At 53.2% G+C, this 22636-nt stretch carries 22 protein-coding genes; 16 read left to right on the top strand and 6 right to left on the bottom strand.

Translation table 11 applies throughout. From position 1 onward, the window contains the following. Window positions 1-187: 187 nt before the first annotated feature. The 16 genes from mraZ (at window position 188) to ftsZ (ending at window position 17782) form a co-directional block, all read left to right on the top strand. The gene (mraZ, locus tag KF749_06280) at window positions 188-640 is read left to right on the top strand and encodes a division/cell wall cluster transcriptional repressor MraZ (protein ID MBX2990762.1); all 453 of its coding nucleotides are present in this window, start codon (window positions 188-190) and stop codon (window positions 638-640) included. Next, window positions 637-1560 (top strand): 16S rRNA (cytosine(1402)-N(4))-methyltransferase RsmH, encoded by a 924-nt coding sequence (rsmH, locus tag KF749_06275; GenBank protein MBX2990761.1) that lies wholly within the window; start codon window positions 637-639, stop codon window positions 1558-1560. The genes mraZ and rsmH overlap by 4 nt, the downstream gene beginning before the upstream one ends. Window positions 1561-1578: 18 nt before the next feature. Further along, window positions 1579-2082, top strand: a complete 504-nt coding sequence (locus KF749_06270) for a septum formation initiator family protein (protein ID MBX2990760.1) — start codon at window positions 1579-1581, stop codon at window positions 2080-2082. A 72-nt stretch (window positions 2083-2154) separates the two neighbouring features. Further along, a complete protein-coding gene (locus KF749_06265) occupies window positions 2155-4254 on the top strand; it encodes a PASTA domain-containing protein (protein MBX2990759.1) in 2100 nt (699 codons plus the stop codon). A gap of 38 nt (window positions 4255-4292) precedes the next feature. After that, window positions 4293-5756: a UDP-N-acetylmuramoyl-L-alanyl-D-glutamate--2,6-diaminopimelate ligase gene (locus KF749_06260; protein MBX2990758.1), complete on the top strand. Its 1464-nt coding sequence runs from the start codon at window positions 4293-4295 to the stop codon at window positions 5754-5756. Continuing rightward, a complete protein-coding gene (gene murF, locus KF749_06255) occupies window positions 5753-7150 on the top strand; it encodes a UDP-N-acetylmuramoyl-tripeptide--D-alanyl-D-alanine ligase (GenBank protein MBX2990757.1) in 1398 nt (465 codons plus the stop codon). The genes KF749_06260 and murF overlap by 4 nt, the downstream gene beginning before the upstream one ends. Next, the gene (gene mraY / locus KF749_06250) at window positions 7150-8274 is read left to right on the top strand and encodes a phospho-N-acetylmuramoyl-pentapeptide-transferase (GenBank protein ID MBX2990756.1); all 1125 of its coding nucleotides are present in this window, start codon (window positions 7150-7152) and stop codon (window positions 8272-8274) included. Before murF ends, mraY begins: the two co-directional genes overlap by 1 nt. Window positions 8275-8278: 4 nt before the next feature. Continuing rightward, the gene (locus KF749_06245; GenBank protein MBX2990755.1) at window positions 8279-9634 is read left to right on the top strand and encodes a UDP-N-acetylmuramoyl-L-alanine--D-glutamate ligase; all 1356 of its coding nucleotides are present in this window, start codon (window positions 8279-8281) and stop codon (window positions 9632-9634) included. A 2-nt stretch (window positions 9635-9636) separates the two neighbouring features. Beyond that, the gene (locus KF749_06240) at window positions 9637-10809 is read left to right on the top strand and encodes an FtsW/RodA/SpoVE family cell cycle protein (protein MBX2990754.1); all 1173 of its coding nucleotides are present in this window, start codon (window positions 9637-9639) and stop codon (window positions 10807-10809) included. 32 nt (window positions 10810-10841) lie between these two features. Next, the gene (murG, locus tag KF749_06235) at window positions 10842-12008 is read left to right on the top strand and encodes an undecaprenyldiphospho-muramoylpentapeptide beta-N-acetylglucosaminyltransferase (protein ID MBX2990753.1); all 1167 of its coding nucleotides are present in this window, start codon (window positions 10842-10844) and stop codon (window positions 12006-12008) included. Next, the gene (locus KF749_06230) at window positions 11989-12498 is read left to right on the top strand and encodes a hypothetical protein (protein MBX2990752.1); all 510 of its coding nucleotides are present in this window, start codon (window positions 11989-11991) and stop codon (window positions 12496-12498) included. Before murG ends, KF749_06230 begins: the two co-directional genes overlap by 20 nt. A gap of 8 nt (window positions 12499-12506) precedes the next feature. Beyond that, window positions 12507-13892, top strand: coding sequence for a UDP-N-acetylmuramate--L-alanine ligase (locus tag KF749_06225; protein MBX2990751.1), 1386 nt, complete (start codon window positions 12507-12509; stop codon window positions 13890-13892). Window positions 13893-13898: 6 nt separating this feature from the next. Then, window positions 13899-14429: a hypothetical protein gene (locus KF749_06220; GenBank protein MBX2990750.1), complete on the top strand. Its 531-nt coding sequence runs from the start codon at window positions 13899-13901 to the stop codon at window positions 14427-14429. A gap of 69 nt (window positions 14430-14498) precedes the next feature. Beyond that, entirely contained in the window at window positions 14499-15227 is a 729-nt protein-coding gene (locus KF749_06215) for an FtsQ-type POTRA domain-containing protein (protein MBX2990749.1), read from the top strand. 13 nt (window positions 15228-15240) lie between these two features. Beyond that, a complete protein-coding gene (gene ftsA, locus KF749_06210; GenBank protein MBX2990748.1) occupies window positions 15241-16503 on the top strand; it encodes a cell division protein FtsA in 1263 nt (420 codons plus the stop codon). An 85-nt stretch (window positions 16504-16588) separates the two neighbouring features. Further along, window positions 16589-17782 (top strand): cell division protein FtsZ, encoded by a 1194-nt coding sequence (ftsZ, locus tag KF749_06205; protein ID MBX2990747.1) that lies wholly within the window; start codon window positions 16589-16591, stop codon window positions 17780-17782. A gap of 85 nt (window positions 17783-17867) precedes the next feature. Here the strand turns inward: ftsZ and atpG are convergent, their stop codons facing one another. Genes atpG through atpB form a run of 6 tightly spaced genes read right to left on the bottom strand, consistent with a single transcriptional unit; the run spans window position 17868 to window position 22635 of the window. After that, entirely contained in the window at window positions 17868-18752 is an 885-nt protein-coding gene (gene atpG, locus KF749_06200) for an ATP synthase F1 subunit gamma (GenBank protein MBX2990746.1), read from the bottom strand. Beyond that, on the bottom strand, window positions 18752-20311 hold the full coding sequence (atpA, locus tag KF749_06195; protein ID MBX2990745.1) for a F0F1 ATP synthase subunit alpha: 1560 nt from the start codon (window positions 20309-20311) through the stop codon (window positions 18752-18754). Before atpA ends, atpG begins: the two co-directional genes overlap by 1 nt. A 36-nt stretch (window positions 20312-20347) precedes the next feature. Then, window positions 20348-20899 carry a F0F1 ATP synthase subunit delta gene (locus tag KF749_06190; protein ID MBX2990744.1) on the bottom strand — a complete coding sequence of 184 codons (552 nt, stop codon included), beginning with the start codon at window positions 20897-20899 and terminating at the stop codon, window positions 20348-20350. A gap of 5 nt (window positions 20900-20904) precedes the next feature. After that, complete coding sequence (gene atpF, locus KF749_06185) at window positions 20905-21390, bottom strand: F0F1 ATP synthase subunit B (GenBank protein MBX2990743.1); 486 nt, start codon at window positions 21388-21390, stop codon at window positions 20905-20907. Window positions 21391-21412: 22 nt separating this feature from the next. After that, entirely contained in the window at window positions 21413-21640 is a 228-nt protein-coding gene (locus tag KF749_06180; GenBank protein ID MBX2990742.1) for an ATP synthase F0 subunit C, read from the bottom strand. A gap of 59 nt (window positions 21641-21699) precedes the next feature. Beyond that, a complete protein-coding gene (gene atpB, locus KF749_06175) occupies window positions 21700-22635 on the bottom strand; it encodes a F0F1 ATP synthase subunit A (protein ID MBX2990741.1) in 936 nt (311 codons plus the stop codon). Window position 22636 lies beyond the last annotated feature (1 nt).

Below are 22636 nucleotides of genomic sequence, written 5' to 3'. Positions count from 1 at the left end.
TCTCCAACTGAACGAGCTACCTTACCCACGACGATTCGCAGAAGTTTTTGGCTGTTTTTGGGCTAAATTCACAATTTTTCACTTGACTTTACGTTTGTTTTGCGTATCTTACCTCACAACGGTGGGTAATTGTGGGGAATTGTGAGGCCTCCGCTCTGCTGTTGGCTGAACAAGTAAAGAGGAAGAAGTGTCTGCATTCAAAGGCACATACGAGTACTCAATCGACAACAAAGGGCGAATCAACATTCCCGCGAAGTTGAGAAAGTACGTTTCGCCCGAGGCCAACGACACCTTTACCATTACCCGCGGCTTTGAGAAGTGTCTCTTCATCTATCCCCAGGACGAATGGAATAGGCTCGAGCAATCCATTCGGGCGCTCTCCACAACAAATGCAAAGCACCGCTTCTTTATGCGTGTGCTGTTGCAACAAGCGGCCGAGTCGCAACTCGACGGACAGTCGCGCATCACGATCCCGAAAGATCTCCTGCAGTTTGCGGCAATACAAAGCGAAGTACTGATTATGGGCGTACTCGAGCATATCGAGGTATGGAACCCGGATGAATACAAGAAGTATCTTGCTTCGCAGGAGAGCAGCTACGAAGAAGTTGCGGAAACAGTGTTGCAGAACAAAGACGTGTGAACGATGCGTACCACACACCGGTGCTTCTGACCGAAGCGCTTGGCTTTTTCATCACGGGGCGCAACGGAACCTATGTTGATGGAACGCTCGGCGGGGGCGGGCATGCGGAAGAAATTTGCAAAATGCTGGATGATGGCCGGCTTCTCTGTTTTGATGCGGATGAGGATGCAATCCGTTACGCGTCGGAAAGACTGAAGCAGTGGTCGCACAAGATAACGTTTGTTCATTCAAATTTCCGGAACCTGAAGTCAGAGTTGGCAGCAAGGGGCATCCCATGTATTGACGGACTGCTTCTCGACCTGGGAGCCTCCTCCTTTCAATTCGATGAAGAAGAGAAAGGATTTTCATTTCGCGGCGATGAGAGGATTGACATGCGAATGGATCGCGGGCAGGCCTTAAGCGGATGGGATGTCGTGAATACGTACGACGAGCGACGGCTTGCTGATGTTATTTGGAAGTACGGGGAGGAAAGAAATTCACGAAGGATTGCCCGGCACATTGCGGATACGAGAAACATCGACACAACGCGAACACTTGCGTCGGTTATTGAATCCGCAGTCGGCAAGAAGCACCTCATCAAGACTCTTGCCCGTGTGTTTCAAGCAATCCGCATAGAAGTCAATGACGAGTTGAGAAGTCTGCAGCAGGTTCTTGAGGATACAGTGGAATTGTTGTTGCCCGGAGGTCGATTGGTGGTGATATCCTATCACTCGCTTGAGGATCGTATCGTGAAGAATTTCTTCAGAATGCAGGCGCGCGAAAAAATACCCTCCGGACACAAATATGCACCCGACACGGTTGTAAGTCCGAGGTTGCGCATTCTGACGAAATCACCTCAAGTGGCCTCCGACCGGGAGATTGCGCGAAACCCGCGAGCTCGAAGCGCAAAGATGAGGTCAGCGGAGAAGCTGGCGGATTGAATAGGGGCACGAGAAAGCATGAAACGAAAACACACCGGTGACCTGGAAGACCTGTTGCATCGCACCGAATCAGATGCGTCGAACATCCCCGCACGAGCACCTCGGCGGCAGACTCAACGGCCAACACCTGAACCGGCGGCGCGGCGCATTTACAACGGCGATCCGCAGTCGAAGATCCCCGGGTATGCCGTTCGCCCGGAGAACAAGAAGGTCGAGCGAAGGAAGCGGCGTTCCACGTTCAACATCGTCACGGCGTTGTTTCTCGCGGCCATTGCCATAGTGGTGTACATCGGCAACATTATTACCGTGAATCAATTGGTCGTAGAAGTTCATCAACTACAGACGCGGTACGACAAAATTTCCAACAGCAACAATGTTCTGAAAGCGGAAATCAACCGGAAATCCGGCTGGGAAAGTATCGGCAATACGGCAAAAACCCGGCTCGGCTTGACGCATCCCGAGAAACGGGCGCAAGCATTTGATGTAGATGAGAGAAAACTGAACAAGTTCAGCAACAAGTAAACCGTGTTTAACAGAAGCCGAAATACTCCGCAGCAACCCACAGAACAGCCGGATCCGGCTCGTGACTCGTTGATGAAAATGCGGCTGCTGAAGGCAGTGCTTCTCGTCTTCTTTGCAGTTGTGGCAGCGAAACTCGTGCAGATTCAAGTTATCGATTCGGCGCGGTATAAGGAGATAGCGAGGAAGCAATATGAAGTCAAGGTACCGTTGCTTGCTTCGCGGGGTAATATCTATGATCGGAACGGCAAGATTCTCGTCTCGAACACAATGGCTGTTTCATATGCGGCCGACCCGAAGGTTGTGGGGAACGATGCAGGAAAGATAGCGGACAGGCTTGCGCGTGTGTTTGGGGAATCGAAGAGGGAAGAACATCTTGCCAAGCTGCGAAAAAGGAACTCGCGCTTCGTCTGGCTTGAGCGGAGGGCAAGTCCGCAAACCTCCTCGCGCATCAACGCAAAGGACTTTGACGGATTAATTGAAACGGAAGAGCCGAAACGCATCTACCACTACGACCACGTCGCCGGACAGGTGCTCGGCTTTACCGACATCGATCACAACGGCCTGAGCGGCATCGAACTGACATTCGACAAAGAGTTGAGGGGGGAAAACGGGTACATCATTATGCAGCGCGACGGACTCGGCCGCAAGCGCCCCACGGTTGACTACCCGCGTGCCGAACCGAAGAACGGCAACAACGTGGTGCTTACACTTGACCTTGACTATCAGTCGATTGCAGAAGAAGAATTGCGCAAAGGCGTGGAGCGCAACAATGCCGAAAGCGGGCTGGTGGTGATGCTCGAGCCGAAAACGGGAGAAGTCCTTGCCATGGCGAGCTACCCGGGAATCAACCCCAACCGCCATCAGAATATTGACGCGGCCGCCAGCAGGAACAGGATTATTACCGACGTCTTCGAACCCGGATCGGTGTTCAAGCTTGTGACCGCTTCGGCTGCATTGGAGTACAACATCGTCACCCCCGAACAGAAATTCTTTGCGGAAAACGGAAAATACATGGTGAGGGGCCGCCCCGCCCCGATTACCGACGTGCACAAATACGGAACAATTTCGTTCCGCGATGCGATCGAACTGTCAAGCAACATCGTGATGGCAAAGGTGTCCGATCTTGTCGGCGCGGAACGCATGTACGCGACAGCGCGCAACTTCGGGTTCGGTATTCCAACGGGGCTCGAACTGCCCGGTGAAGTGAACGGACAACTCAAGAAGCCGGTTCAATGGTCACGCACGACACTGAACACGATGGCATACGGCTACGAAGTTGGCGTCACCCCGCTGCAGCTCGTAGCAGCATACGGAGCATTGGCAAACGGCGGCACTTTGATGAGGCCGTTTATCCTCAAGCAGGTTCTGAATGAGCACAACGAAGTGCTGTCCGAGGTACGCTCGCAGGTAATTCGAAGAGTGATCTCGAAGTCGACAGCCGATACCGTCCGGAGTTTCTTGCGCGGGGTTGTAGAGAAAGGAACGGCAACAGGCGCTCAAACAAAAGCGGTTGCAGTTGCCGGTAAAACCGGAACGTCAAGAAAAATCCTCGACGGCAAATACTCCACGTCAAGCTACACGGCATCCTTTGTCGGGATATTTCCGGCGGAAGATCCGCACGTTGTGTGTCTTGTGATGTTGGATAATCCGAAAACATTGGGATACTACGGGGGCGTTGCGAGCGCACCGATTGTGAAGGGCATCGCAGAAAAGATGGTCACGTCATCAACCACGTTCGCGCAGCAACACAAGCCAACAGAACCCAGCAAAGAACAAGTTGCGACTCCCGATGTCCGGACCCTTGACCTCGATGCAGCCACAACCGTTCTTTCCTCGTTAGGATTCAACGTGGAAACCTCGGGAGAGGGAACGGTGGTGCTCAAGCAAACTCCCGCACCCGGCATGAAGGTGCCGAGAGGAGAGACCATCAGGCTTGCCACAACCGGCAGTACGGCAACAGCGGCGGGTGACTACACAATAGTGCCGGACTTGCGCGGACTTTCATTGCGTCGTGCGCTTAACCGGCTGACACTGGCCCGGCTTGATGTACGCGTCGAAGGGTCGGGCACCGTTGCAGCACAATCAATACGGGCAGGCGAACAAGTGAAAGTCGGTACCCGTATCGGCGTGCGATGCGAGCCCAAGAACCTGGCGGCAACGGCTGCGCTATGACGCTTTCCCGCCTTCTTGACGGCGTTTCCGTACAGAAAATGTTCCAGACAATGTACGGGAAAATGGTTGTTACACACGATGTTGAGGTGCGGAACATCCAGTATGATTCACGGGCAGTCGGGCCGGGCGATCTGTTCGTGGCAATCAGAGGCGGCAGCGTTGACGGCCATGCATTTATCGGCAACGCGGTTTCGGCGGGTGCCAAAGTTGTTGTGATGGAAAACGATGCAGCTCTGCCTGATGCATTCTTCATGCATGCGGGTGTGATCAAGGTGGTTGTCAGTGATGCACGCAAGTCGCTGGCGTTGATAGCCGGAAACTATTATGAACACCCGTCACGTAAGCTCAGGCTTGTCGGTGTTACGGGGACGAACGGAAAAACCTCAACAGCGTACTTGATCCGCTCGATTCTTGAAGCGAACGGAGAGAAAACCGGATTGATAGGAACAATCGAATACAGAATTGGCAACGAAGTGTTTCCCGCGATACATACAACGCCCGAATCACCCGATCTGAACAGGCTGCTCGCAACGATGGTGCAGAAGGGCTGTACTGCGGCGGTAATGGAAGTTTCGTCACACGCACTGGCATTGCGTCGCGTATTCGGATTGACATTCACAGCCGCCGTCTTCACAAACCTGACACAGGATCATCTCGACTTCCATCAAACAATAGATGAGTATTTCAAGGCGAAGAAGATTCTGTTCGATCAATTGGATGCTGAAGCGACCGCAATCGCCAATGCTGACAGCAGCGACGGGGAGAGGATCATTGCCGATACAAAGGCGCGACCGCTGAAATACGGCATTCGAACACGTGCGGATGTTACGGCGAGTCGACTGACTATGAGCTTGAGCGGAACATCGTGTACGGTGAACTATCGGAATACAGCATACAATGTCGAATCGACACTCATCGGAAGTTTCAACGTGCAGAACATTCTTGCGGCGTACACCACAGGCGTCGCATTATCGATTGACCATGACTTGATTCGACAAGGCGTTGCCGGTCTGAAAGCCGTACCCGGGCGCTTTCAGCAGTTTGCCTCTCCGAAAGGATGGATCGCCATCGTTGACTACGCCCATACACCGGATGCATTGGAGAAATGCCTTCGAACCATTCGAGAGATCGGCTCGTCGAATTCAGGCAGAATCATCACCGTCTTCGGCTGCGGCGGAAATCGGGACAGAAGCAAACGCCCCCACATGGGACGCATTGCCACGGAATTGAGCGACGTAACGGTGATTACGTCGGATAATCCGCGTCGGGAGAATCCGGAGGATATCATCGCGGAAATCAAGGCCGGATGCGTCGCGGGAAAACAGATTGCCATTGAACCCGATCGGCGCAAGGCAATCTCGTCAGCCCTGATGATGGCACAAAAGAACGACATTGTGCTGATAGCGGGAAAAGGACACGAAGATTATCAGATTGTCGGCGATACGAAATCCCATTTTGATGATCGGGAAGAAGTGAAATCATTTATCGGGGAGAACAGGTGAAACTCTCTCCCGGTGAACTCCGCCACATTTCGCACATTGAATTTCGCAACGCGGAGAAGTTGAAGGGAGGAAAAATCACGGGCGTCTCCACCGATTCGAGATCCGTTCGGGAAGGAGAGGTCTTCTTTGCCATTAAGGGGGAGAATTTTGACGGACACAAGTTCCTGGCCGGGGCCTTCGAACGTGGTTGCGAAGTTGCTGTCGTCGAGTCGTCGGCCAACATTGACCCGGTGAAGACGATGCCGCTGTTGGTGGTTCACAACACCGTTCATGCGCTCGGCGAGTTAGCCCGGCTCTACCGGATGAAATTCGGGATTCCGGTGCTTGCGATCGCCGGCAGCAACGGAAAGACCACAACAAAGGAAATGGTGACAAGCGTTCTCGGCACAAAATACACCGTGCTGAGCACGGACGGCAATCTCAACAATCATATCGGCGTTCCGCAAACGCTGTTCAGGCTGGGAAACAAACACCAGATTGCTGTGATTGAAATCGGAACGAATCATCCGGGCGAGATCGCATACCTGTGCAACATTCTTGAGCCGACACACGGACTCGTGACGAATGTCGGTCACGAACACCTGGAGTTCTTCAAGACTCTGGCGGGCGTGGCAAAGGAGGAGACGTTCCTGTTCAAGAACCTGACCTCACGGAAAGGCTCTGTTGCATTTGTCAATCTGGACGACAAGCATGTTGTTGCAAAGGCGAAATCGTTGAAAACGAAAGTCACATACGGCTTCAGCACGCGGGCGGCTTCTGTTCGCGGTAGCATTCTGAATACTGATGAAAAGGGTTGCGTGCATTTCAGCTTTGGAGCACGAAGCGCGAAAACAGAAACGAAAACCCGTTTGCCCATCCCGGGAAAACACAATGCCCTGAATGCCCTCTCGGCTGCAGCGGTAGGGCTCACGTTCAAAGTACCGGCCGGGAAAATAAAGTCAGCCTTGGAATCATTCAGGCCCGTGGGAAAGCGAATGGAAGTTCACGAGTTCGGTGGCGTAAACGTGTACAACGATACGTATAACGCAAATTCCGATTCGACACTCGAGGCGCTACGTGTTCTCGGCGCCGCCCGGGTTGCAGGCAAGAGAATCGCCGTCCTTGCAGATATGAAAGAACTGGGTGAACGTGCATTTCACGAACACACCCGCGTCGGAAAATCACTGTCGTCAATACCCGTTGAATACCTTCTTACATTCGGCGAGCAGGCCCGGCATATTCATGATGCGGCAACGGTAACATTCAAATTCCATTATGAACAGAAGAACATGCTCGCGGAATACCTTGCCGAGCTTGTAAGCCCGGGCGATGCGGTTCTGGTGAAGGGCTCGCGCAGCATGAAGATGGAGGACATCGTCACATTTCTTCAAGAACGGTTGAAGAGCAGAGCATAATGCTGACGTATCTGTTCGACATAATCGACAAAGTGTACCATCCGCCCGGCTTTGGAGTGGTTCGCTTTATCACATTTCGCGCAGCGGCAGCGGCAATCACCGCGTTGCTTATCGCCTTCTGGCTTGGCCCGAAGATCATCGCCGCGCTGAAGCGGCGACAAATCGGCGAATCGGCGAAGCTTGAAGCACCGAAAACCCATTTGACAAAAGCGGGAACGCCGACAATGGGCGGCCTGATCGTTCTTTCTGCCATCATTATTCCGACTCTGTTGTGGGGCACGCTGACAAATGTCTATATCCAGCTCATCATTTTTGTGACTGTAACGCTCGGCGTGGTCGGGTTTCTGGATGACTACATGAAGGTTGTCAAGAAGAAACCGAAGGGACTGATCGGCAGATACAAGATTGTCGGTCAGGTGTTCGTCGGATTGGTTGTCGGGGGGGTGATCTATTTCTATCCCCACTGGATCGACCCGGAGTTGTGGAAGATCAATTCGTCGTCAACCGTTCCGTTCTTCAAGAATATGGAGTTCGATTTCGGGCTGCTGTACGTTCCGATGGTGATCTTCGTGATTGTTGCGACATCGAATGCCGTGAACCTGACGGACGGGCTCGACGGGCTTGCGATCGGAACAACGGCAATCGTTGCTCTCACGCTTGCCGTCATAAGTTATATCTCGGGCAACGCGGTATTAAGCAACTATCTGACAATCCCATTTCTGCGCGGCAACGGCGAGCTGGCAGTGTTCTGCGCGGCAATGGCGGGAGCGGCCCTGGGCTTTCTCTGGTTTAATGCCTATCCCGCGCAAGTATTTATGGGTGATACCGGCTCGCTGGCGCTCGGCGGTGCCATCGGGGCAATGTGTGTTTTGATCAAGAAAGAGCTTCTGCTGCCGACGCTCGGCGGCGTGTTCTTTGTGGAGACACTTTCGGTTATCATCCAGCGGGTGTATTTCAAATACACAAAAAAGAAATACGGGGAAGGCCGTCGCGTCTTCAAAATGGCCCCGCTGCATCACCATTTTGAAATGCTCGGGTGGCCGGAACCGAAAATTGTAACACGATTCTATATCGTTGCGATACTGTTGATGATTCTCAGTCTCGCAACGTTCAAGGTACGATGAGAAGGTGGAATTTCGCGGAACAACATTCAGCGTCATCGGAGGCGCTCGCAGCGGAATAGCAGTCGCGAAGTTATTGAAAGCACACGGCGCCGCGGTTCTTCTCAGCGACAAGGTGCCTTTGGAAACAATGCAGCAAGCGGCCGCTGAACTTGACAGGTTGAATATTCCGTACGAGTTTGGCGGGAATTCGGAGGAAGTGTTGCGGGCGGATGTTCTGGTGGTAAGCCCGGGTGTGCCGGAGGATGCCCCCATTGTGAAGGCAGCACGGGCAAAAGGCAAGGCCGTTGTCGGCGAAATAGAAGTTGCGAGCCTGGTGTGTAAAGGCCCGATAGTTGCAATCACGGGCACAAACGGCAAAACCACCACAACTGCCCTTGTCGGTAGAATTTTTGAAGATGCGAAACGCCCGTCGGTAGTGGCGGGCAACATCGGGCTCGCGTTCTCGCAGTTGGTTGAACAGATCACGGAACAGCATACGGCGATACTTGAAGTGAGCAGCTTTCAACTCGATACGATCAAGACGTTCAGACCGAGGGTTTCGGCATTGCTGAATATTACCCCCGATCATCTTGACCGCTATGAACACTCAATGGATAAGTATGTGGCGTCCAAGTGCCGGGTATTTGAGAACCAACGCAGCGGTGACACCATCGTGTACAACTATGACGACGATATCGTCAGGACACATGTTGAGGCAAGAATTCACCCCGAAGTGAAACGTCTTCCCTTCAGTACAAGGAAACAGCCCGACGAGGGGGCCTTCCTCTCGGGCGACAGCGTCGTAACACGAATCGGCGGCAACACCACCCACATCATCAAAACCGCAGACATCAGCATCAAAGGCGCGCATAATTTGATGAACGCAATGGCCTCGACACTGGTTGCACAAGCGATGAACATTCCGACGGCATCGCTTCGGGCAACGCTGAAAAACTTCAAGGGTGTGGAGCACCGTCTGGAATTTGTACGGGAACTCGACGGCATCACGTATGTGAACGACTCGAAAGCGACCAACGTCGATTCTGTTTGGTATGCCCTGCAGAGTTTTGAACGTCCGATCGTTCTGTTGCTTGGAGGACGCGACAAGGGGAACGACTACTCGTCGCTCGTTCCTCTTGTCAACAAGCATGTCAGATCCATTGTCGCGGTCGGCGAATCCGCTGACAAGGTACTTGCCGCGTTCGCAGACGTGAAGCCGGCAGGCAAGGCAATGAGTATGGAAGAAGCCGTGTCGCTGGCACGCCATGCTGCGGTTCGTGGAGATGTCGTTCTTCTTTCGCCGGCCTGTGCGTCGTTTGATTGGTTTGAGAACTACGAGCATCGCGGCCGGGTGTTCAAGGACATTGTGATGAAACTGTGACAATGAAATCGAAACGCAACCATATCGACCTTGCCACGCTGACATCGGTGCTGATGCTGATGGTGCTGAGTCTCGGCGTCGTGTACAGCGCCAGCTCAACAATGGCATTCGAGAAATGGGGGTCAAGCTCGAAGCTGATGATGCTGCATCTTGTGAAAGTCGTCATCGGCTTCGGGGCGATTATCATTTTCATGAATATCGATTACAGGAAGTATAAGAAGCTGACAAAGCCCGCACTTATTGTAGCAGTGGTGCTGCTGGGTGTGACACTTGCATTGGGTGGCGAATTGAAGGGAGCCACACGATTTCTGCGGATTGGCGGATTCAGCTTCCAACCGTCGGATTTCGCGAAGTACGCGCTCATCTTCCACATCTGCGCCCTTCTCTCAATAAAGAAGGAACGCATCAGGGATTTCAAGACGGGCTTTCTGCCGGTGATCATCTGGATTGGCATTGTTACAGTTCTTGTTCTGGCGCAACCTAATTTCAGCAACGGGTCGATGATTATGGCGCTCAGCTTCATCATGCTGTTCGTCGGAAGGGTTAAGATCTTACACATAGCACTGACGGTTGTTGCGCTTCTCCCGGCCCTGATTGGCTATATGCTCAGTGCACCGTACCGGATGAGACGAATCATGGCCTACACCGGCTTTGGCGAAGAAACGGGAAGCAAAGTCAACTACCAGCTTTGGCAAGGCATCATCGGGTTCGGGAACGGAGGCATCTTCGGCGTTGGCCCCGGTGAAAGCAAGCAACGCGATTTCTTTCTTCCGGAATCGTACGGCGATTTTGTGTTCTCGATTGTCGGAGAGGAGTACGGCCTCATCGGTACGCTTCTCATTCTCATTCTCTTTCTGACAATCATGTTGCGCGGAATGAAAATTGCAAGGCACGCGCCGGATGAGTTCGGTCGCTACCTTGCTGTCGGTATTACGGCATCAATCACCCTGTACGCACTCATTAATGCGGGAGTAACGGTGGGCATTTTTCCGACAACCGGGTTGCCGATGCCGTTCGTCAGCTACGGCGGATCGTCAATTTTGTTCTCGTCGATCGCTGTCGGCGTGTTGCTCAACATCTCGTCACAAACCGATTTGCATCCGCGGTTTGTGCTTCCGGGATTCGGGAAGAAGGAGCCCCCGCCGCCCGAGCCGGCGGTCGGACGGGTGTATTGACATGACATTCCGATCAAGATGAAGAATCTCACATGGAATCCCGAACAGAAGAAGATTCTTCAGGAAAGAAAAAAGGGGTGAGAGTTTGTTTTGCGGGAGGGGGCACGGGTGGGCATTTGTTTCCGGCCATTGCCATTGCGGATGAAATCAGGCGTCGCGTGCCGGATGCAGAGATTACGTTCGTCGGTACGAGGCGGAAAATTGAAGCGCGGGTTGTACCGCAAAGGGGATACAACTTCGTGCCGATCTGGATTAGCGGGTTCAGAAGAAGCCTGAAACCGGGGAATCTTCTTTTTCCCGCAAAAGTAGCGGTGAGTGTAATGCAGTCGTTCTTTCTCATGAAAAAGATGAAACCCGATATCGTTGTCGGAACCGGCGGCTATGTGTGCGGGCCGCCTGTGTACGTGGCAACACTGCTCGGAATTCCGACGCTGATACAGGAACAAAACAGCTATCCCGGCGTTACGACGCGACGGCTCGCGCATCGCGTGGACGAGGTTCATCTCAGTTTCGAGAGTTCGAAGCGGTATCTCCGCCGCCAGGATAATGTGAAGATTAGCGGCAACCCGACACGGGCAGCGCTCGGAACGATCTCGCGCAAAGCCGGAGCAGAGAAGTTCGGCATCGATCCGGCGGTGACAACCTTGCTGGTATTCGGTGGAAGTCTCGGCGCAACATCACTCAACAACGAGGTGGCGCGTGTCCTTCCTGAGTTGTTGCGGCTCGGGATCCAGTTGATCTGGCAAACAGGAGAAGGGGACTTCGAGCGTATTGCCCCCGTTGCGGAATCACTGACCCAGGATGCAAAGAAGCGGGTTAGGGTGCTGAAGTTCATTGAGAACATGGAGTATGCCTACGCTGCTGCGGATGTTGCGGCGTGCAGAGCAGGAGCCAGCACGCTGGCGGAACTGACGGTTGTCGGGCTGGCATCGGTACTTGTGCCCTACCCGTTTGCGGCGGCGAACCATCAGGAGGAGAATGCCCGCGCAATGGTTGACGCGGGGGCGGCGGTGATGATTCGGGACAAGGAGTTGAAAGATCATTTTCTCACGACTGTGGCGGGTATGGTCACTGATACGGCGAAACGGAAAATAGTGTCGGAAAAAGCAAAAGCACTCGGAAAGAAGGAGGCAGCATCAACGCTTGCCGATGCCGTGATGAGATTAGCAAAGGCGCAGCATGGAAGCACACCACGATAAGGTGTTCAGATACAAACTCGATTTCTACTATGTGTCGGCGCTGATCTATCTTCTGACACTTGTAGCATACGGCGGCATACGCGGTTCGTTTGTCGAGAAGGAGTTCCGGTATGTGATGAACGATCCGATTCTCTACATCATCATCTTTTTCGTGCTGATGTCGTTCGGGTCGCTCATACTGAATTACATTCGTAATCGGCGTCTGATTATTGCCGAGGACACCATTACGTTCAAGAACCGTTTTCATGAGCGTGCTCTTCACATAAAGGAGATTGAATGGATGCACATCGGCCGTGAGCGATTCGTGCAGACCAGCGGCAGATTTCAAGTCGTTCTCATCAAACTGAAGGGAAGGCGCAGGGCAATCCGAATCCGAATCGGCAGGTATGAGAAGGAAAAAGAACTGATTCACGAAATGGACAGAATCGCGCAACACGTTCCGAAGCGCAAACGCCCGCGCTGGAGCAAACCACGATTTACTGACAGGTAACAGAAACTGTGTTTCGATCAATAAGAAAACTTCACTTTGTCGGCATCGGCGGCATCGGCATGAGCGGTATAGCGGAAATCCTCATCGACCAAGGGTTCGCGATTACCGGCTCGGATAAAGCTGAAAGCGACAACACCGAGCGTATTGTTTCGCTGGGCGCGAAGGTATACATCGGCCACGATGCAAAACATCTTGAGGCGGATGTAGATGCGCTTGTCTATTCTTCCGCACTCACTCCGGACAATCCGGAGATTATCGAGGCGCAGCGGCGCAAACTCCCGGTTATTCGTCGGGCCGAAATGCTTGCCGAAGTCATGCGCTTAAAATACGGCATCGGCATTGCCGGAACACACGGCAAGACGACGACAACCTCGATGGTAAGCCTTGTATTAATGGAGGGCGGCATCGACCCGACGGTGATTGTCGGAGGGCGGTTGCACGGACTTGCCGGCTCTAACGCACGGCTCGGCAAAGGCGAGTTCATCGTTGTCGAGGCGGATGAGTTCGACAGATCGTTTCTGTCGATCACGCCGACCATTGCCGTGCTGACGACGCTGGAAACCGATCATCTTGATTGCTACCGTGATCTTGAGGATATCAAATCGGCATTCATACAATTCGCGTCGAAAGTTCCGTTCTATGGATTCGTGGTTCTCTGTCTTGATGAGCCTGCATTGCAGGAGATCATGCCGAAGATCAAGAAGAAAATCATCACCTACGGTTTGAACGGTCAGGCCGACCTTCAGGCGGTAGATGTCCGGCACAAGGAGAATGCAACCACGTTCATTGTTATTCGTGAGGGAAAGGAACTTGGCGAAATCACGCTGCAAATCCCCGGCAAGCACAACGTACAGAACGCGCTTGCAGCCATTGCTGTCGGACTTGAATTGCAGATTCCTTTTGCGCAAGTCAAAGCCGGCATCGAAAAATTTACTGGCGTTTTCCGTCGATGGGAAGTGAAGGCCGAAATCAACGGAATCATGGTGGTTGATGACTACGCCCACCACCCGACGGAAATTGCCGTAACACTTGCCGGGGTGAAATCGGGATGGAGACGCAGAGTCGTTTGTGTGTTTCAACCGCATCTGTATTCCCGAACAAGAGATTTCTACGAAGACTTTGGCCGGGCGTTTTTCAACGCCGATATTCTCGTGCTGACGGATATTTATCCCGCGCGGGAAGAACCGATACAGGGAATTACCGGCGAGCTTATTGCGAATACAGCGAAGGAATTCGGCCACAAGAACGTCCACTATGTTCCGGACAAAAAGCACGTTTCCGATTTCCTGATGAAGATGAAACGAAGCGGCGACATTATCATCACAATGGGTGCGGGCGACATCTGGAAGTACGGGGAGGAATTCATCAAAAAACTAAAGGGGGAGAAGGCGTAGAAGAAGATGCTCTCGCTGACCGACATACAGCAATTCTATAATGGCACGATTTCGTTCAGCGAGCCGGTAGCGCGCTACTGTCCGTTGCGCGTCGGCGGCCCCGCCGACTACGTGTTGCATGCAACATCCGCCGACGAAGTTGATGCGTTACAGAAGTTTTTCACGAAGAACGCGTTCCCTCACATTGTCCTGTTGGCAGGCACAATCGTGTCGGACAGAGGATTTCGCGGTGCAGTGATCCTGGTCGATAAGCCGGATGACGCGCAAGCCATGAAACGTACCGTTCGCATCTTCAAGAGCAACGAGTCGGGCGCGGCCGAAGCGCTGATCGACATGGCAGGATTGAACGGCGTGATGCTCGGCGGCGCCGAGATAGTCGGAAACAGTGTCGCAAATACAGGTAACGCAACCGCCGCCGATATTCGCGCCCTTGCAGTGCACGCGTGCCGGATTATTGAAGAACAATGCGGTGTTCGACAGGAGATGGATATGCAGTTTGTCGGCTTCGAGAGTGATACTCTTGCCCGAGTAGCATAACGCATGACGGAACAGGACAACATATCAGGACAACACCCAGGAAAAAGCGGTAAGAGGAGCTTTCTCTTCATGGCCTTTCTGGTGATCATGGTGTCTGCTGTCGCAATTCAGGCGAACCTCTGGAAAGAAGACCGCTTGGTTGATAATGTTATCGTTGAGGGCAATCGCAATGTACCGAAACAGGATATCCTTGCCCTGGCAAAAGTGCCCGAAAATGCAAGGCTGTTCGAGTTGGACCTGTACGCGATTGAACAGCGCGTCAAGAAACATGCGTATGTGAAATCGGTGGCCGTGCTACGCGACATCCCCAATCGTGTCCGCATCACCATCGAAGAACGGGCGCCTGTTGCCGCACTGGTGGCTGACAGGCTCTATTATCTGGATGAAGAGGGCCACGTTCTTCCGCAGATTCGATCAGAGCATATCTTTGATCTTCCTGTATTGTCGGGCTCGTTAGGCGAAGGCGTTATCGTCACGGGCAAAAAGTCAACCAATAAGAGTATTCTCGATGCCTTGCATGTTCTTTCCGTTGCGCGGCAAGTTGACGAGGAATTGTATCTGAATATTTCAGAGATCAACGCAAAGAACAATGGTGATTTTGTCTTGTACACGTCGGAATTCGGGATACCGGTCGTTCTCGGACGGACCCAGGTGGGAACGAGGCTGGTGAAATTCGACGGCTTCTGGAAATCCGTCGTAGCGTCGCAAGGGGCGCACGAGTTACTGTACATAGACTTGCGATTTGAAGATCAGGTCGTGGTTCGATGGAACCATGACAACGGAGACGCTCACTCTTAACAAAGGAACATCTATGGGTAACATTATTGTCGGACTTGATATCGGAACCACGAAAGTGTGTGCCGTTGTCGCGGGTATGGACGAACACGGGCGCATCAACATTCTCGGCGTCGGGCGTGCCCAATCGGACGGTATTGTGCGGGGAGTTGTGACGCACATCGACAAGACCATCCGCTCCATCAGCACAGCCGTTGATGAAGCACGTTCGCAATCGGGCGTCGACATCAAGTCGGTAATTGTCGGTATCGCGGGCGATCATATTCAGAGCTTCCAGAGCCGCGGAGTCATCGGCATCAGCGGCCCTGAGCATGAAGTGACACAATCGGACATCGACCGACTGATTGAAGATACCAAACGAGTGGCTTTGCCATCCGATAGAAAAATCATTCATGTCATCCCGCAGGAATTCATCATCGACGGGCAGGATGGCGTGTACGACCCGCTTGGCATGTCCGGTGTTCGCATGGAAGCCAATGTTCACATCATTACCGGTCTGGTGAGCGCAGCGCAGAACATCTTCAAGTGTGTGGAGCGGGCAGGCCTGAAAGTCGAAGACATGGTGCTTGAGCCCCTTGCGTCCAGTTATGCCGTGCTCGATGACGAAGAGAAGGAGGTCGGCATTGCACTGCTCGATGTCGGAGGCGGAACGACAGACCTTGCCGTGTTCGAAGAGCGAACCATCCGGCATACCGCCGTGATCGGAATCGCCGGAAGAAAAGTGACGGATGACATTCGCAAGGGCCTTGGCATTCTGGGCGACCAGGCGGAGAAGCTGAAAAAAGACCACGGCTTCGCGTACGTACCCGCTGTTCTGGACAACGACCCGATCATTCTTCCGGGTGTCGGCGGCAGGCAACCGATTGAGATCGACAAGCGACTTCTGGCGACAATCATCCAACCGCGTATGGAAGAGATTTTCGAGATTGCCGCGCTGGAAATCAAGCGATCCGGCTATTCGAAGCATCTCTCGGCGGGAGTTGTGTTGACAGGCGGCGGCGCGCTCATCAAGGGTACGGCGGAATTGGCGCGGGAAGTTCTCGGTATGCCCGTCAAGATCGGAATTCCGACCGGCTTTGCAGGCGGACTGATTCGAGAAATTGAAAACCCCGTGTACGCAACGGCCGTCGGCCTTGTGTATCACGGACTCAAATATCAAGAAAGGGAATCGGCTACGCCATCCAACGCGGGCGAGAAGTCTGCGAGCAAATTGAAAATGCCTCTCATCGGCAAAACGAATATTCTTGAGAAGATGAAGTCGTGGTTTGATGAATTGTAATACAACTCCCCGGAGTGAGGTACGAAAAGAAGATGAACAGAACGAATTCTACACATTATCAATCATTCAATAAGGAGAATATCCTGTGATCGAACTCGATGATTTCTTCGAGCGCGGTGCCAAGATTCGCGTCGTCGGTGTCGGCGGCGGCGGGGGCAACGCAATCAACAGCATGATTGCGAAGGGTCTGCATGGCGTGGACTTTTTTGCGATCAACACGGATTTGCAGGCGTTGGAGCGGAATGCCGCGCCGAACAAGATTCAAATCGGCAAGAACCTCACGCGCGGCCTTGGAGCCGGCGGCGACCCGACAGTCGGTCACCGCGCAGTGGAAGAGGATCGCGACGAAATCGCGCGCGCGCTTGCCGGCACCGACATGGTGTTTGTCACCGCGGGAATGGGTGGCGGCACGGGAACAGGCGGCGCCCCGCTTGTTGCGAACATTGCCAAAAGTGTCGGCGCGTTGGTGGTCGGGATCGTTACCCGTCCGTTCAACTGCGAGGGCAAGCGACGCAATGCGCAGGCGGAAATGGGAATCGAGGAATTGAAAAAGCAGGTCGATACCCTCATCATCATCCCGAACCAGAAGCTGCTGTCGGTTGTGGAGAAAACAACCCCGTTGCAGGTTGCGTTCGATGTCGCCAATAATGTGCTGTACGGCGCAACCCGCGGTATCTCGGAAGTGATTACCGTTCCGGGTCTCATTAACGTGGACTTTGCCGATGTTCGAACAGTGATGAAGGAGATGGGCGATGCAGTTATGGGCACGGGTGTTGCGTCGGGCGAGAATCGCGCAACCGTCGCCGCCCATGAAGCAATCTCGAGTCCGCTGCTTGAGGATGTGACGATCGGCGGCGCACAAGGCGTTCTGGTCAACATCACCGGCGGGCCCGATATGTCGCTGTCAGAGATCGAGGAAGCAACGGAGATCATTCACGGAGCCGCAGGCGAGGATGTGAATGTTATTCTCGGTGCCGTGGTCGATGAGAAGATGACGGATGATATTATGGTGACGGTGATTGCAACGGGTTTCAACCGCCGCCCCTCGGTGACGGTCGGAACCGGCATTCGCCCCGCCGTGAAAACACCCAAAACGGTTGAACGCATTCCGACGGGTGTGACCGAACTGAAGAACTACGATACTCCGGCATTTGCCCGGCGGGGGGTTGACCTGCAAGTTGCCTACCGGCCGGTTCAGGATTCGACAACGGAGGATCGCGAGAAGATCGATAAAAATGATCCGGAGAAACCGGCGTTCTTAAGAAGGATTATGGATTAGCCGGTTCGATAAAATCTTCAGTCAAAAAATAGAACAGCCCATTCCGTAGTGGATGGGCTGTTTTTACTTTTGCGGGTACCGCTTGTTAACCCGCTTTCTTTAACGCCTCCGCTCCTCCAACAATCTCCAACAACTCGCTGGTAATTGCAGCCTGCCGTGCTTTGTTGTATGAGAGTTGCAGATATCTGATCAGTTCGTTCGCGTTTGTTGTTGCGTTCTCCATCGCAGTCATGCGTGCACCTTCCTCGGCAGCATTGCTTTCGAGCAACAGACGCCACAACTGGAAGTTCAGATGTTTCGGAATCAACGCATTGACAATGTCGGTGTCCGAAGGCTCGTAGATATAGTCAACGAAATCAGCACCATCTCCATCAAACGCGCCCGCGGGAATCGGCAGGAATTGCTCGGTCACAGTTGTTTGCTGTGCTGCGGATTTGAAGACGTTGCAGATGATATCGACACGGTCGAACTCGCCCTTCGTGTAACCGTCGATTACCTCTCTTGCGATTTTTTTTGCTTCGCCGAACACAAGATTGCTGTACACTCCGATGTATTTGCCCGCAATGGAATGTCCGCGTTTGGAGAAATAGTCGGTCCCTTTCTTTCCGATGCAGAAGAGTCTGACCTTTCCCTGCTCATGCAGCGCCTTGTAGTTTGCGTTGATGAGCCGCTCGGCGGTTTTGACGAGATTGGAATTGAACGCGCCGCAAAAGCCCCGATCGGACGTGACGATGACCAATGCCACCGCATTAACGTTCCGGGGCTGAATGAGCGGGTGTGACGAAGCCTCGGGATTTGTGTGAAGGTGGTTCAGCAACTGTTTCATTTTTGCAGCGTAGGGCCGCGCCTGAACAACGTTGCGCTGGGCGCGCCGGAATTTCGCTGCTGCGACCATCTTCATTGCCTTGGTGATCTTCTGCGTTTTCTTGACGCCGACAATGCGTCCGCGTATCTCGCGTAGCGTTGCCATTATACCTTCACACTCACTTTGAACGAGTTTGTAAACTCCTGAAGAACAGCCTTCAATTTTGCGACAATGTCGTCGGTCAGATCCTTCTTTTCGGCAATCCCTGCAAGAAGATCGGCATGACGCAACTCCATCACCTCCAGCAATTCCTTCTCGTAGCGCTGAACGTGTTCCAGAGGAATCTCGTCGAGATAGCCGTTCGTTCCTGCGTAAATGGAGACAACTTGTTTCTCAACGGCCATGGGCACGTATTGTCCCTGTTTCAGGAGTTCGACAAGACGTGAACCCCGACGGAGTTGTTGCATAGTGGCTTTGTCGAGATCGGAACCGAACTTGGCAAACGCTTCAAGCTCGCGATATTGGGCGAGATCAAGTCGCAACCGTCCGGCGACTTTCTTCATGGCTTTGATTTGTGCATTGCCACCGACGCGTGACACAGAGATACCGACATTAATAGCAGGACGAATACCCGCATTGAACATGTTCGGCTCGAGATAAATCTGGCCGTCGGTAATGGAGATGACGTTTGTGGGAATGTATGCCGACACGTCGCCCGCCTGCGTTTCGATAACGGGAAGAGCGGTTAAGCTGCCTCCGCCGAGCGAGTCGTTTAGCTTCGACGCGCGTTCGAGCAAACGGGAGTGAAGATAGAAGATATCACCGGGATATGCTTCACGCCCCGGGGGGCGGCGCAGCAGAAGCGAAACCTGCCTGTATGCCTGTGCTTGTTTTGAAAGATCGTCATACACGACAAGCGCGTGACGGCCGCTGTCGCGAAAGAATTCCCCGAGCGTTGCCCCGGAATACGGAGCGATGAACTGCATGGGCGCAGGGTCGGTAGCTGTTGCTGCGATGACCGTCGTATATGTCATTGCCCCTTCCTGCTCGAGCTTGTCGACCACCTGCGCAACCGTCGAACTTTTCTGCCCGACTGCCACATAAATACAATACACCGGCTTGACGCCGATTTCCTTCGCCTGCTCGGTGTGTGTGAACTTCTGATTTATGATGGTGTCGATCGCAATCGCGGTTTTCCCGGTTTGCCGGTCGCCGATAATCAACTCACGCTGTCCTCGCCCGATGGGAATCATGCCGTCAACCGCTTTGACGCCGGTTTGCAGCGGTTCTTTCACGGGGGCGCGGTCAATGACGCCAAGCGCCTTGCGCTCCATATGCATCAACTTGTCTGTTTTGATCGGACCCCGATCGTCAATCGGCTGCCCCAGAGAGTTGATAACGCGTCCAAGCATTCCCTCTCCGACCGGTATCGAAGCGACACGACCGGTCCGCTTTACGACATCACCCTCTTTGATTTCGCTGCTTTCGCCGAAAAGAATACAGCCAACATTGTCCTCTTCAAGATTCAGCACCATGCCGAACACGCCGTGTGGAAACTCGACAAGCTCGCTCATGACGGCCTTCGAGAGTCCGTACACACGCGCAACGCCGTCTCCGATTTGCAGCACGGTGCCGACTTCGTACACATCAGTTTCTTTCTCGAAGCCTGCAAGCTGCTTCCTGAGTATTGCCGAGACTTCTTCCGGTCTTACTTCTGCCATAATGTATGCCTTCGCAATTCTGTGGTGAACTTCGAAATTCTAATTCAAACTATGTCCGTGAATAAACTGTTCCCGCATCAACTCCAATTGTCTTTTGATACTCGAATCCAGAACCGTGTCTCCAATCTTGACAACAAGTCCGCCTCTCAAAGCTTTGTCGAGGGAGAATCGAACCCGCACCTTCTTCTTCGTGTATTGTTCAAGTTTTTCGGAGAGATGTTTTTCCTGCTGGGGGGAAATCCCGACAGCCGACGCAACATCAACATTGATAATGCCGTATTTTGCGTCGCGCAATACATTGAATTGCTCGATGATCTCCAACAACGATCCTTCACGCTGCTTCTCAACCAGCAAATCCATGAACGACATCGTCGTAGTGCCGACGCGGGAGGAAAAAAGCTCGCGCAGAATGGCGAGCTTCTTTTCCGCCGAAACGATGGGGCTATCTATGAAAAGGCGGAGTTCACGCGATCCATCGAACGCAGCCTTGACGCGTTCAAGATCCGCCGCAATTCCATCAATCGCTTTTGGCGAGTCTGCCGTCATCATCAACGCTTGGGCGTATCGCCGCGCTACACGGGTGTTCTTCATGGTGTTTAACTCGGCCTGATGTCTTTGATGACACCGTCCACAAGCTGACGATGTTTGTTGACGTCAAGATTGGCGTCAATGATTTTGCCCGCGGCGGTCACTGCCAGATCGGCGACTTCGCCGCGCAACTCTTGGAGGGCAGAATCCTTCTCACGACGGATTTCCTCCTTCGCCTGCTCGATCATGTTGCGTGCGCTCGCGTGCGCCTTCTCCACGATTTCCGTTTTCAACTGCTCGCCCATCTCGCGACCCTCACGCATCGCCTGCTGGGCGTGTGCCTCAGCCTGTGCAAGTTGGCGCCTGTTTTCCTCAAGCAGCTTCTTTGCCTCGGCCTGCGCCTCTTCTGCTTCGAGCAATGCTGTGCGGATTTGTTCTTCACGCGATGTCAATGCATGAAGCAGCGGTTTCCACGCCACTTTGCTCAGAATGAACAACATGGCAAGAAACGTGACAATCGTCCAGAAGATCAGTCCCGGATTGATTTCTAACATGATGAACCCTTCTTAAGGATGACTACTTCAATGCGAGTAGAATGCAAATAACGAGAGCGAAGAACGTTGCTCCTTCGATGAGGGCTGCTGCAATAATCATGGATGTACGAACGGCTCCGGCAGCTTCGGGCTGGCGTCCGCTTGCTTCCATTGCTGCTGCAGCAAGTTTACCGATACCGAGCCCTGCGCCGATAATCGTGAGTGCCGCGCCAATGCCCGCTGCAAGATATGCCCAACCAAGATGTTCCATGGTGTTTCTCCTAATGGTAGATAGTGAATGAATATGTTCTAGTACAGTTATAGAGTCTCTTAATGGCCGTGTTCGTTTGCCGCTTCGCCGTGATGCTCGCCGTGGCCCGCCTGAATGCCGAGCCCCATGAAAATGCAGGTCAGCATCGTGAAAACGTATGCCTGCAGGAAGGCAACAAACAACTCGAGAAAGTTGATGGCGACGACGAAGGCTGCCGTTGTGACACCAATGACCCACGAGTTGAACAGGAAGATGAGTCCGAACAACGACACAATCACAAGATGTCCGCCGGTAATGTTGGCGAAGAGACGGATGCAGAGGGCAAACGGCTTTGTGAACAGCCCGAGAATCTCGATGGGAATCATGATCGGCCAGAGAAATACGGGCACGCCCCCGGTCAGGTGAGCAAGGTAATGTCCGAACCCTTGCGCCCGGATGGCTGATACTTGAATCATGACAAATGCAATAACCGCGAGACCTGCGGTAACACTGATGTTTCCGGTTGCCGAGGCGCCGTACGGTACAAGGCCCAGCAAGTTCATCAGAAGAATGAAGAAAAACGTCGTGAGAACGTACGGCATGTAGCGGATGCCCGCCATTCCCATGTTCGGGATAACGATCTCGTCGCGGATGAATTTCACGAACACTTCGACAACATTTCCCCAACCCTTCGGCACGCGGTTTTTCTTGTTGGCACGGGCGGCGAGAGCCATCAGAAGAATCAGCGCCGCGGCCCCGAACCAGAGGAACAGTACATGTTTTGTAGGAGAAAGATCGAGTGTCAGTCCGGCGATTTCAATCGGAGCCCAATGGGGAAGATGAATGTCGAGAAAGGGGAGTTCGAGATGGTTGCTATCCTGAACGTGCTCGAACAAGTACTTAAACATTTCGGAGACCGACATCTTGCCGTCGGTTGCCGCGGCGTGTGCCGTATCCGCAACCTGTTGCGCTGCGTGGTGTGTTGTATCTTGACCTGCCTGAAAGAACGCGTACAAA

Source organism: Bacteroidota bacterium (genome assembly GCA_019637975.1).
GTDB lineage: Bacteria > Bacteroidota > Ignavibacteria > UBA10030 > UBA6906 > CAADGV01.
The sequence above is the reverse complement of the archived record's forward strand: the minus strand, read 5'-3'. Positions and strand labels throughout refer to the sequence as shown.